Genomic DNA, 13,150 nt, shown 5'->3' with positions numbered 1-13,150 from the left:
AACGTGCCACCAAGAACCGTTGAGATTCTTGGTGGCACGTCTTATAGATGTAGGGATGAAAAGTCAGACGAGATGGCGAATGATTTCTTCCTTGTCACCCGGTAGGAGGTCAATGACGGGTACTTCAATCATGGTGTAGCATCCCGGTGCGCGGTGCATGGTGGCACGAGCGACACCAACGAGGACTTGTGCGGTGAGCGCAGGGTTGTTGATGCGCATGTTGAACTCAAAGAGTTGGTTCTGGGTTGTTCCACTGACGCCCTTGCGGGTCAGATTCACGCCGTGTCCCATGTCAATGACGTCATCCACTGACGGCACGAGATTCACGTGAGTCTCATCGGAAGCAAAGTAGGGGTCTGCTTTGATGGCAGCAGCCACTTTGTCAAACTCGTAACCCTCCTCAAGCTCTACGTAAACCATGCGGCGATGGATTCCGGTTCCAGTGGGGATGGTCATGCTGAGTGCTTTCTTCACTCCTTCGATTGCTTTCACTGCCACGGTGTGTCCCATGGACATTCCCGGACCGAAGTTGGTGTAGGTGATGCCTTTCGGTGCGAGAGCCTGCATGAGTGTGCGGACGATGCTGTCGGAACCCGGATCCCATCCGGCGGAGATGATGCTGACTGTTCCGTGTTCTTTTGCCACTTTGTCAAGTGAGCGGCGAAGGTCCACGATTTGTGTGTGGATGTCGAAGCTGTCCACGGTGTTAATTCCGAGCGCGAGAATTTCTTTGGCGTAAGTTTCCACGCTGCGAGTTGGAGTGGCGAGGATGGCAACTTGCACATCGTTCAATTCCTTGATGTCTTTGACCACGGCATATTTCTTCAGTTCTTCCGGGCAGTTCTCTGCTCCTTTTCTTCTGACGATGCCGGCGATTTCAAAGTCCGGTGCTGCTTCCAGTGCCTGGAGCGTGTAGTGTCCGATGTTTCCGTAGCCAACGATGGCTGCACGAATCTTTTTCATTTTGTGTTTGTTTTGTGTTAAGTTGATTTGCGGAGCAAAGATAGTGCAAGGCGAGAGCAAAAATGCAAGCTTGCTTGCGTTTTTTGCCGAGCCGCAGCCTATCTTCGTGATTTTTGAAGCAAAGATAGTGCAAGGTGAGAGCAAAAATGCAAGCTTGCTTGCGTTTTTTGCCGAGCCGCAGCCTATCTTCGTGATTTTTATGGAGCAAAGATAGTGCAAGGCGAGAGCAAAAATGCAAGTTTACTTACGTTTTTTGCCGAGCCGCAGCCTATCTTCGTGATTTTTGTGAAGCAAAGATAGTGTAAGGCGAGAATAGAGCGAAACGAAATGCCCGCGGATTTTGTTTTTTTCTATGAGAGACGTCTTTTTGTGAACAAATTCAATGGGAAGCAGACTGTTTTCAAGAATTCTTTAAGTTTAGTAATCCTCAAAAAATAACCTGCATCATCTTTGAAAATCTTTTCGTTCCATATTCCCTCCCTCATCAGTCACATAGCTACGGCTATGCTCCTTCTTCGGGTGAAAATCTGACCTCGAAAATCTAATTCAAATCTGACGCAACTTATTATTTTCATATTACTTAAAAACGTTTCTCTTGCAGATTCCATGGTTGGTCTTTGGTTGCCCTATAACCATTTCATTCTTTACTGGGGTGTTCTAAAAATTAGGTTGAGTTGATTTTGATTTCTTAGAGATGAACTTTTGTCAGTTGAGGAAGGAGCATAGCGGGCTATGTGACTGACGAAACTTACAAAAGGGCGCGCAAAGAAACGAAAAGCGACCAAAACGTAAGCACTTTCTTTTGAACGTTCCTTATCCCGTAATTTTTAGAACACCCCTACTATTCTTGCGTGTTGTCGGGGCGGAATCCGTCAAATGCCGAAGGGAGGAAGAAAAGTAATGAAAAATGTAAAGTAGGCTTTGCAAGTTTCGGGATAACTTCGTACCTTTGCCGTGAATCGCAAGTACGATGCTGACTTTCCGTCTTCCGACTGATTCAATACGCTGGGAACGAAGAGCAGATGTATTTACGGAAAACGGAAATCTTTTACTATGGAGACGTTCTTTATCTCACATGCCTACCTCATGGAGCATTTTCATGCTCCGGTTCGCCGCTCGCTGATGGACTCCATTGATTGGAGTTATCGCATGATTGGCATTCGTGGTCCCCGAGGCGTGGGTCGCACTTCTTTTCTTCTGCAGTATGCAAAGGAAAACTATGACGTGCGTCTGCGTCAGTGTCTTTACATCAACGTCAACAGTTTCTATTTTCAGGCTCACGGCATTGTGGATTTTGCCGGACGCTTCGTGGCGGAGGGCGGACAGGTTCTGCTGATTGACCAAGTGTTCAAGTTGCAGAACTGGCGCGAACAACTCTGTGAGTGCTATCGTCTCTATCCTTATCTCCGCATTGTCTATACCACCACGTCGGTCTCGATGGGTGAAGAAGAAGACACCACCGGTTTGTCTTCGCTAAGCCGCACCTACGTTCTTCACGGCTTTTCTTTTCGTGAGTATATCAATCTCGCCACACAACAAAGTTTTGAACCCTACACTTTCGACAAGCTCTTGAATGACCACGAGCAGATTCTTCGCACCATTCTGCCGAAAGTGCATCCTTGGAACTACTTCTTAGACTACCTAAAACACGGTTACTATCCCTTCTTCCTTGAAAATCACAATTTCACCGAGGCTCTTCTCAAGGCGATGAACAACATGATTGAGGTGGACCTTCTGCTCAACAAACAGATTGAGTTGAAATATCTTGCCCGCATCAAGAAGTTGCTCTATCTCTTGGCAATCAACGACCCGACTTCTCCCAATGTCAGCAAACTTGCCACGGAAATTGGAACGTCGAGAGCTACGGTGATGAACTATCTGAAATATTTGGAAGAAGCACGCCTTATTAATATGGTGCACCGTGAAGGTGAAAAGTTCTCCAAGAAACCGGCTGCCATTTATCTGCATGACGCCAATTTGATGTACGCCGTCTATGAACCCTCCATGACGGAGCAGACCATCATGGAAACGTTCTTCGTGAACTGCCTCTGGCGTCACCACACCGTTCACAAGGCACGTCGCGCCGGACTCTTCAGGATTGACAACACCACCAACATCTGCGTCTGCGACAAGACTAAGCGTGTGAGAACCGCTGCCGACACAATCTATGTGAAATACAACACCGACATCGGAAGAGAAAAGGAAATACCTCTTTGGCTCTTCGGTTTTCTTTATTAGAATTTTCTATCGGGGCGCCTTGTGCGCCCCGCAGTCAGATATTCAAATTAACTCAATATTTATATTACAATCCCGTGGAAATCAGTCCGCAGAACGAACTCCCACGAACGTTTCCTCGGGATTTTAGATGAACAAACAATCACTATGGCAAACAAAAAGTTTATCACCTGTGATGGCAATCAAGCCGCAGCGCACATTGCCTACATGTTTTCCGAAGTGGCAGCCATCTACCCCATCACTCCGTCCTCTCCGATGGCGGAGCACGTGGATGAATGGTCCGCTCAGGGTCGCATCAATCTCTTTGGCGACACCGTCAAGGTGCAGGAAATGCAAAGCGAAGGCGGTGCCGCCGGTGCCGTTCACGGTTCTTTGCAGGCTGGTGCATTGACCACCACCTTCACCGCCTCACAGGGTCTTCTGCTCATGATTCCGAACATGTACAAGATTGCAGGTGAACTCCTGCCTTGCGTGTTCCACGTTTCTGCTCGTACTCTCGCCAGTCACTCTCTCTGCATCTTCGGTGACCATCAGGATGTCATGGCTTGCCGTCAGACCGGCTTCGCCATGCTCTGCGAAGGTTCTGTGCAAGAAGTCATGGACCTCTCTGCAGTCGCTCACCTCGCCACGCTTGAAAGCCGCGTGCCCTTCATCAACTTCTTCGACGGCTTCCGCACTTCTCACGAATACCAGAAGATTGAGGTGATGGACCAGGAAGACCTTCGTCCGCTCGTTCCCATGGACAAGGTCAGCGAGTTCCGCAACCGTGCCCTCTCTCCCGAACATCCCGTCGCCCGAGGCATGGCTGAGAATCCCGAAACCTTCTTCGCACACCGCGAAGTTTGCAACGCCTACTATGACGCCGTACCCGCCATCGTGGAGAAGTATATGGCTGCCGTTTCCAAAATCACCGGTCGTGAATATAAACTCTTCAGTTACTATGGTGCCGACGATGCAGAACGTGTCATCATCTGCATGGGTTCTGTCACCGAGGCTGCTCGCGAAGCCATTGACTATCTCAACGCCAAGGGCGAGAAGGTCGGCATGGTCAGCGTTCACCTCTACCGTCCCTTCTCTGTCAAGCACCTCCTCGCCGCAGTGCCCAAGACCTGCAAGAAGATTGCCGTGCTCGACCGCACGAAGGAACCCGGTGCCAGCGGCGAACCTCTCTATCTTGACGTGAAGGATGCCTTCTACAACGAGAAGGAACGTCCCGTCATCGTTGGCGGACGCTACGGTCTCGGTTCTGCCGACACCACGCCGACCATGATTATCTCCGTCTTCGACAACCTCGCTCTGCCCGAACCCAAGGACCACTTCACTGTGGGCATCGTGGACGATGTGACCTTCGCTTCTCTGCCTTTGGAAGAAGAGAAAGCACTCGGTGGCGAAGGCATCTTTGAGGCTAAGTTCTACGGTCTTGGTGCAGACGGTACGGTCGGTGCCAACAAGAACTCCGTCAAGATTATCGGCGACAACACCGACAAGTATTGCCAGGCATACTTCTCTTACGACTCCAAGAAGTCCGGCGGTTTCACCTGCTCTCACCTGCGTTTTGGTGACACCCCCATCCGCTCCACCTATCAAATCAAGACCCCGAACTTCGTGGCATGTCACGTGCAGGCTTACCTCCACATGTACGACGTGCTTCGCGGTCTGCGCGACAACGGCACCTTCCTTCTCAACACCATCTGGGAAGGCGAAGAACTCGCAGCCAACCTGCCGAACAATGTGAAGCGCTACTTTGCCGAGCATAATATTACCGTTTACTATATTAACGCCACCAAGATTGCGCAGGAAATCGGTCTCGGCAACCGCACCAACACCATTCTCCAGTCTGCTTTCTTCCGCATCACCGAAGTCATCCCCGTGGACCTTGCAGTGGAACAGATGAAGAAGTTCATCGTGAAGTCCTACGGCAAGAAGGGACAGGATGTGGTTGATAAGAACTATCAGGCTGTGGATCGTGGCGGCGAATACAAGCAACTCGCCATTGACCCCGCTTGGGCTTCCCTGCCCGCTGATGCCAAGGTGGAACGCGATGAGCCCGCCTACATCTCCGAGCTTGTTCGTCCCATCAACGCTCAGAACGGTGACCTTCTTCCCGTCAGTGCCTTCAAGGTTTCCGAGGATGGAACCTGGGAACAGGGAACAGCAGCTTACGAGAAGCGTGGCGTCGCTGCCTTCGTGCCGGTTTGGAAGAAAGAGAACTGCATCCAGTGCAACAAGTGTGCTTTCGTTTGTCCTCACGCTGCCATCCGTCCGTTCGTGCTCAACGAAGAAGAACTCAAGGGCTATCAGGGCGAATCCATCGAGATGAAGGCACCCGCCGCCATGAAGGGCATGCACTTCGTTCAGCAGGTCGATGTTCTCGACTGCCTCGGTTGCGGCAACTGTGCTGACGTCTGCCCGGGTCTCAAGGGTGTCAAGGCTCTTGAAATGGTGCCCCTCGAAGGACAGATGGGCGAGGCTGCCAACTGGGACTACTGCGTCAAGAACGTCAAGAGCAAGCAAGACCTTGTGGACATCAAACTCAATCCCAAGAACTCTCAGTTTGCCACTCCGCTCTTTGAGTTCTCCGGCGCTTGCTCCGGTTGCGGTGAGACTCCTTACGTCAAACTCGTTTCTCAACTCTTCGGTGACCGTCAGATGATTGCCAACGCCACCGGTTGCTCCTCCATCTATTCCGGTTCCATTCCTTCCACTCCCTACTGCAAGAACGAGAAGGGTCAGGGTCCCGCTTGGGCAAACTCCCTCTTTGAAGACTTCTGTGAGTTCGGTTTGGGCATGGTGATGGCAAACAAGAAGATGCGTGCCCGCATCGAGTCTCTGCTTCGCAAAGTCCTCATGTGCGAATGCTCTTGCGCAGAAATGAAAGAACTCGCTCAGCGTTGGATTGACAACCAGAACGACGCCGCCATCACTCGTGAAGTGGCTGACAAGATGAAACCCATACTCGAGGCTGGTGCTGCCAAGGGTCACGAACTCGCTCAGCAACTCCTTGAACTCAGCCACTATCTCACCAAGCGAAGCCAGTGGATTATCGGCGGTGACGGTGCTTCCTACGACATCGGTTACGGTGGTCTCGACCACGTGCTCGCAAGCGGTGAAGACGTGAACATCCTCGTGCTTGACACGGAGGTATATTCCAACACCGGCGGTCAGGCTTCCAAAGCCACTCCCGTGGGTGCCATTGCTCAGTTCGCTGCTGCCGGCAAGCGTGTCACCAAGAAAGACCTCGGTCTCATGCAAGCCACTTATGGTTACGTCTATGTCGCTCAGATTGCCATGGGCGCCGACCAGGCTCAGTGCTTGAAGGCCATCCGTGAAGCTGAGGCTTATCCCGGTCCTTCTCTCGTCATCGCCTACGCTCCCTGCATCAACCACGGTCTGAAGATCAAGGGCGGCATGGGTCGCAGTCAGGAAGAAGAGAAACGCGCCGTTGCTTGCGGCTACTGGCACCTCTGGCGCTACAATCCCGCTCTTGCTGACGAAGGCAAGAACCCCTTCACCCTCGACAGCAAGGAACCCGATTGGGACCTCTTCCAAGACTATCTTGACCACGAGGTACGCTTCCTCTCCTTGAAGAAGGCGCTTCCCGAACAGGCTCAGGAACTCTTCGACGAGACCAAGAAGGCTGCTCAGCGTCGCTACGCTTCCTACGTTCGCAAGACGAAAGAAGACTGGTCTCTTTGAACTTAAATCCAACCTTTAGAAATTCCGCGGGCGCAGTCATTCCGGCTGCGCCCGCTTTTTCGGAAATCAGAAACGCAGAGAAAACTGACATCACTTTCTCCTCAACCATGCAAACGACTTCTTCCCGTTTGGCCTCTCTGGACATTCTCCGTGGCTTAACCCTTTTCCTCCTCGTGTTTTTTCAACCCGTTCTGTGGGCGTTGCTCAGTCCCGTTGATGCCGACTGGTCACGTGCCGTACTCCATCATTTTGACCATGAAGTCTGGGAAGGTTTCCGCTTTTGGGACCTCGTCATGCCTTTGTTCCTTTTCATGAGCGGTGCGTCCATGCCTTTCTCCTTCGGCAAGATGCTCCGCGAGGGTGGCAAGATGGCAGTCGTTCGCAAGGTCATTCGCCGATTCTTCATCCTCTTTCTCCTTGGCATGGTCGTGCAGGGAAATCTGCTCGGTTTGGACTTGGCACACATTTATATATATACGAACACGCTGCAAGCCATCGCCGCGGGCTATTTGCTGACGGCGATCGTGATGTTGTTTTTTGACAAGAAAGGGCGTTGGGCGGCGCTTGTCTTTCTTTTGCTTGCCTACAGTCTTCCGATGATGTGGTGTGGCGATTTCAGTTTAGAGGGTAATCTCGCGTCTCGCATGGATGCTGCCGTGTTGGGCAGGTTTCAAGGTGACCCGACCTACGCTTGGCTTCTTCCCTCCTTCACCTTTGGCGTGACAGTTTTGCTTGGCGCTTTGGCTGGCGACATCATCCGTGAGGGACGCAATCTTTCCGACCGTCGCCGTGTCAGTCTGCGTTTGTTGTCTTTCGGTTTGCTGCTTGTTGTGCTCGGCTTGGGCTTCAGTTTCGCCATGCCGATTGTCAAGCGCATTTGGACCGCCAGCATGGCGCTCTATTCCGGCGGTCTTTGCATGCTTCTGCTCGCCGCGTTCTACGAAGTCATTGACGTCCGCGGTCATCATCGCGCCGTGGATTGGTTGAAGATTTACGGCATGAACTCCATTGCAGCCTACATGCTCGGCGAGGTCATCAACTTCCGCTCCGTGGTGGATTCCGTGAGTTACGGTCTTGCACCTCGTCTCGGCGACTATTATCCCGCCTGGCTGACCTTCGGTAACTTTGCCCTTGTCTTTCTCATCCTGTGGTGTATGTATCGCAGCAAGGTTTTCCTGAAAGTCTGAGGATGCTCTATGCGACCATCTTCACCCACCGTTTTTCGGAGAGCCTTCGGCGTCTGCCCACACCGCGTCAAGGAAGTGGAAACATCGATTCCCTTGTGTTGATTTCGGGACACGAATCCGCTTCGTCAGGCAAATAATTAACAACTTTATCTTCCTCTCTTTTGCACGAAGCGAAAATACTGCTTATTTTTGCAGAGAATTAAATAGTTAACTGTATTCTTTTTCGGAAAGGAACTATTTGCCGCCACGCAGTTTTGCCGTTGCGCGACCTTTCCGCCTTTATCTTACGTTTAAAAAATCTTATTCAATTACTTAACTTCTAAAATCTAATGCGTATGAGAAAATTGTTCTCCTTGATGCTGCTGTTCTTGGCTGTGTCCTTGCAGGCAAGTGCAGACATCATTCAGGCTTCCACTACGCTCCCCGGAGGGGATGGAAAGCCTGAGCATCTCTACACGATGCTGAGTGGCAACAACTACTATGCCACTTCGCTCACCTCGCCCACGCAGACAGCCGACAACTACGGTTACTTTGCGTTCTATGCTGTGGATGGGATGGAAAACACCTACTACATCTACAGTTACAAGAACAACAAGTGGTTGGGCTATGAAAAAGCCGCCAGTTACTCCAACAAGACCGGCTTCGTCACCCTCACCGACGAAAAGACGGAGGGTGCTTATTTCTACGTTGAAAACTACGCTGACGAAAACTACAATGTCAAGCCCTACAACAGTACCGGCGTTTCCGGAAAATATCTGAACTGGTACCAGGGAACTGGCAGCAATCCGTTGGACGGCACCATCACTCTGGGCATCTGGCAACAGGGTGGTTCACAAGACGCCGGTAGCCGTTGGACCTTCACCGAAGTCAATTTGAGAACCTACGAATACACGATGGTTCTCCCCGAGGGCGTGACAGTCACCATTAACGGAAACACCTACGCCAACGGCGAGACCTGCACCGTGGATGCTGCGCTCAAGAAGAGCGATGTCATCGTGCCGGTTCAGGAAGGCAAGTTTGCTGTGCTCTCCATCAATGACCTCACCGAAACGGTGACCCTCACCTACGCCAACATTCCCGTGCAGGCAGAGAAGGCTGTCTATGCCAATGCGGTTGTCTATCCCGCTCAGCAGGATGCTGTCGGCGCAGCCGTCGCCACGGAAGCCGATGGTGTCTTCACGCTGGAGAACAACGTGCTCGCCGCTTCCTTCGTCAAGGTCGGCGATGCTCTCTTCTTCGGCGGTTCCAAAGCCATGAACCTTGAACCCGGCACCGAACCCTTCACTGTCGCTGTCGGTTCGGGTCTCACCGTGCCCGCTTCCTCCATGACACTCCAGAGCCTCGCCTTCGAAGACCTCACAGGCAGTGAAGACGCTGTGGGCGGTGCTGAACACTTCAACGGCAAAGCACTCGTGGCTAACTATACCTATAATTATAAGGAATGCGTGCTGAACATCGTTTGGAAGGCTGTGCTCCGCGACGGCAGTCACTATCTCCGCACCGAGATGGAACTGACCAGCGAAACCGGCGTGGACATGTATGACGTGATTCCGATGATTTACTCCGTGGACGCAAAAGCCGCAGGCTCCGCTCCCAAAGTGGTGGGCAACACCCGTGGTGCGGTCTTGATGAGCGACAAGATTTTCGCCGGACTTGAGAACCCCGTGGGCTACAACACCGTGGGCGGCGTCAGTGACGAGGAAATCTATGACACTCCGAACGTGCTCTCTCCCATGAGCATCGCCGTGGCAGACTGGACGCAGGTGCCCGAGGCTGATGTGCCCAACCGCATCACCGAAGCCACCGGCGCAGGCTATCCCAACGTCTATGCCGTGAAGCAGACGGACGTGGAACTCAAAGAAGGACAGAAAGTCTCTGTGCTCTTCAAATATACCTCCGGTGACAACAAGTTCTACATCGGCGGTGTCGATTTGCTGGACGCAAGCGGCAACATCGCAGCCAATGACTATCACGTAGGCTACACCGGTACTGCACATCAGGACAACACCTACACCTTCACCGTTCCCTACGATGGAACCTTCTCCATCCGCGTCATGGTTCACAACGCACAGGAAGCCATCGTTTCTGCCAGTACGCTCACCACCAGCATCTACACCCTCAAGGAAGGTTTGACCATCAACACTGACCTCGTGGACATTCAAGGACGCTGGAGTCGCAACACAACGCTTGCCGCCGGTGAAGACTGGAAGATTTCTGCCGTCGTGGGTCTCGTCGCTCAAGACGGAAGCCAGAGCGAAGAAAACATCCACAAGACACAGAAGCGTCGCTCCTTCCTTGCCTACAGCGAACGCGAACGTGCCGTGCCTTGGCGTGCTAATCCCGCCTACATCTCTTGGTATGAACTCAACATCAACCGCAACAACGCGGCTGACCCGACTCAGAACATGACGTCTGACCAAGTGGTTGACGTGATTTCTCACTGGAAATCCGACTTCTACGACCGCTATGGGGTTGCCCCCAACAGTTTCGTCATCGATGACGGATGGGACAACTACGGTCTTTGGACCTTCCACGCCGGCTTCCCCCACGAAATGCGTGACATGGCTGCGGCTGCAGCCGAAATGGGTGCAGGTGTTGGCGCATGGCTCGGTCCGGTCGGTGGCTACGGCACCAGCGGCAACTATCGTCGCGCCTACTGGAACGCTGAAGGACGCGGAGGCATGCAACTCTCCAACCCCGCTTACTATCAGACCTTCCTCAACGCAGCCGAGAACCTGACCAAGAACAACGGTGACTTCCGCTTCTTCAAGTTTGACGGCATCTCCGCACAGTTCAGTGCCATCGGTCCTGACGCCGGCGACACCGGAAACGAAAACGCCGAAGGAATCATCCGCCTCGAACGCTACGTTCGCGAGAACCTCCGCCGCGACATCTTCTTCAACACCACCGTCGGAACCTGGGCAAGCCCCTTCTGGTATCACTACACCGATGCCACCTGGCGTCAGGAGAATGACTACGGCGTCATCGGCAACAACTCCATCGACCGCGAAAACTGGATTACCTATCGTGACCGTCTGGTTTATCAGAACTATGTGACCAACTCGCCCATCTGCCCCATCAACACCTTGATGACCCACGGATTCATCCTTTCGCAGTATGGCAGCGTCAGCAGGAACATGGACTATGAGGCAGTGCTCCGCGAACTCCGCTGCGCCTTTGTCTGCGGCTCCGGCATGGTCGAACTCTACAACGACTATCCTTTGATGAACTCCATCAACAACGGACAACTCTGGGCTGACCTTGCCGAGTGCATCAGTTGGCAGAAACGCAATGCCGACGTGCTCCCCGATGCTCACTGGGTGGGCGGCAGTCCTTGGACCGGTGCTAAGGCTCAGGTCTATGGTTGGGCTTCCTGGAACGGAACGAAATCCACGCTCGCTCTTCGCAACGGCGCCAACGACGCGCAGACCTACACCTTCACGCTTCGCGAAGCACTCAACATTCCTGCCAACGTCAGCGGAAGCATCGTGCTCCACAAGTCCTTCGGCGTGCAAGATGCGCTGGAAGGTCTGAACGAAGGAGAAGCCATTGACATTGATGCTTCTCTCACCGTCACTCTGCCCGGCAGCAGCCTCTTCGTCTTTGACGGACTTGATGCCGCTCAGACTCCCGTTTCCGTGACTGACCTCGTTCTTGCCACTGAAGGCAATGCCACCGAGATTGAAGTCGGAAGTACACTCGTTGCCACTGCCACTGTAGCGCCCGCTGAGGCTTCCTTCCCCGCTGTGACTTGGACCAGCAGTAACCCCGAAGTGGCAACTGTTCGCGGAGGTCTCATCATCGGCGTTGCTGAAGGCACTGCCACCATCACCGTGACTGCCAACGATGGCAGCGGCGTGAGCAAGTCCATCGTCATCAGCGTCGTGCCCGAGGTGCTCGAACCCTACCACGTCAACTTTGACAAGGACGCAAGCCCCTCCAGAACTGACCGTTGGACTTACAAAGTCTCTCTTACGGAAGAAGGAGGAGAAGCACAGGAAATCACCGTGGCTGCTTCCTCCGGTGTGTTCAAACCCTACCTCGACAAGACGGCTGACCCGGAACTCACCTGCCACGCCGGTGAAAACCTCACCGTGGCTTTCACTCAGGGCGCCGGCATTTGGGTGAATGCTTACTTCTACATTGACCTTGGCAACGACGGACAGTTTGACTTCAACGCCAACAGCACCGACATCACCGGCACGGATGTGATGACCTACAGTTTCTACTCCGGCGACCCGGGCGATGACACTTCCGGTCAGAACTCCGCCGGCACAGCACTCTCTGGACGTTCTCGCAACACCATGGACTGCCCTTCTTTCTCTGCTCCCGCGACTCCCGGACTCTATCGCGTTCGTTTCAAGGTCGATTGGAACAGCCTTGACCCCGCCGGTCAGTTGTATGTCAATGACGCGAACGTAGGTTTGCTTCGCAACGGCGGTTGCATCGTGGATGCCATGCTTCGTGTGGGAGACCCCACCGGCATCAGCAACGTGACCACCACTTCCGAGAGAAAGTCCATGTATGACCTCTCCGGTCGTCGTTTGGAAAAGGCTCCCGCCAAAGGTGTTTACATCCTCAACAACCGCAAGGTCGTGAAGTGAGAACACTTCTTTAGCGCAAATATTCAGCCCGAAGCCCGCTAAAACGGACTTCGGGCTTTGATTTTGTTCAAAATTATTGCTGTCCGCTAAATGTCTTTTGAAGTTATGTCTAAACGCTGCTATGACACTGCTATGATGCCTCGGTGATGCCGTCACCGACCCGTCACAGCAGCGTTGGAATTTATTAGTTGACCATATACCGGCTGTCCGAAGAATTTACGACTTTCGCTCATGGTTATCTACGTTCATCAGCAAAAGCAACGTAACCATTTAGGCTGACTCCTGCAACGGGTGCCAGCCCTAATTCTTCACCTTCGTCTTGAAAAGGTCATGAATAGTTTAGCGGACAGAAATAATATATACCATATTACAAGGGCAAGAAAAAACTATGCAAACTATACACAAACCCTACATTTAACCCATCATTCCTCTGATTTTCCGCACGTTACGATGTGTATAGTTTGA

Annotated in this window: 6 protein-coding genes; 5 read left to right on the top strand and 1 reads right to left on the bottom strand. The window is 52.6% G+C overall.

Features of this window, described 5'->3' with window-relative positions:
• Window positions 1-63: 63 nt before the first annotated feature.
• Window positions 64-963, bottom strand: a complete 900-nt coding sequence (locus I6E40_RS02740; protein ID WP_235385334.1) for a diaminopimelate dehydrogenase — start codon at window positions 961-963, stop codon at window positions 64-66.
• Between I6E40_RS02740 and I6E40_RS02735 the strand changes: the two genes are divergently transcribed.
• The 5 genes from I6E40_RS02735 (at window position 941) to I6E40_RS02715 (ending at window position 12,685) form a co-directional block, all read left to right on the top strand.
• Entirely contained in the window at window positions 941-1,177 is a 237-nt protein-coding gene (locus tag I6E40_RS02735; RefSeq protein ID WP_235385333.1) for a hypothetical protein, read from the top strand. The genes I6E40_RS02740 and I6E40_RS02735 overlap by 23 nt on opposite strands.
• 839 nt (window positions 1,178-2,016) lie before the next feature.
• Window positions 2,017-3,201 carry an AAA family ATPase gene (locus I6E40_RS02730; RefSeq protein WP_235385332.1) on the top strand — a complete coding sequence of 395 codons (1,185 nt, stop codon included), beginning with the start codon at window positions 2,017-2,019 and terminating at the stop codon, window positions 3,199-3,201.
• A 144-nt stretch (window positions 3,202-3,345) separates the two neighbouring features.
• A complete protein-coding gene (nifJ, locus tag I6E40_RS02725) occupies window positions 3,346-6,894 on the top strand; it encodes a pyruvate:ferredoxin (flavodoxin) oxidoreductase (RefSeq protein WP_235385331.1) in 3,549 nt (1,182 codons plus the stop codon).
• 107 nt (window positions 6,895-7,001) lie between these two features.
• Window positions 7,002-8,081, top strand: a complete 1,080-nt coding sequence (locus I6E40_RS02720) for an acyltransferase family protein (protein ID WP_235385329.1) — start codon at window positions 7,002-7,004, stop codon at window positions 8,079-8,081.
• Window positions 8,082-8,416: 335 nt separating this feature from the next.
• Entirely contained in the window at window positions 8,417-12,685 is a 4,269-nt protein-coding gene (locus tag I6E40_RS02715; protein WP_235385327.1) for an Ig-like domain-containing protein, read from the top strand.
• Window positions 12,686-13,150: the final 465 nt, after the last annotated feature.

This window comes from Prevotellamassilia timonensis (assembly GCF_021531665.1).
Classification (GTDB): Bacteria; Bacteroidota; Bacteroidia; order Bacteroidales; family Bacteroidaceae; genus Alloprevotella.
Note: the sequence above shows the minus strand (reverse complement) of the source record. Positions and strands in the feature narration are given on the sequence as shown.

Excerpts from the sequence above, each read along its gene's own strand:
- nifJ (WP_235385331.1), top strand. The coding sequence starts at position 3,346 with ATGGCAAACAAAAAGTTTATCACCTGTGATGGCAATCAAGCCGCAGCG.
- I6E40_RS02740 (WP_235385334.1), bottom strand. The coding sequence starts at position 963 with ATGAAAAAGATTCGTGCAGCCATCGTTGGCTACGGAAACATCGGACAC.
- I6E40_RS02720 (WP_235385329.1), top strand. The coding sequence starts at position 7,002 with ATGCAAACGACTTCTTCCCGTTTGGCCTCTCTGGACATTCTCCGTGGC.
- I6E40_RS02730 (WP_235385332.1), top strand. The coding sequence starts at position 2,017 with ATGGAGACGTTCTTTATCTCACATGCCTACCTCATGGAGCATTTTCAT.
- I6E40_RS02735 (WP_235385333.1), top strand. The coding sequence starts at position 941 with ATGGCTGCACGAATCTTTTTCATTTTGTGTTTGTTTTGTGTTAAGTTG.
- I6E40_RS02715 (WP_235385327.1), top strand. The coding sequence starts at position 8,417 with ATGAGAAAATTGTTCTCCTTGATGCTGCTGTTCTTGGCTGTGTCCTTG.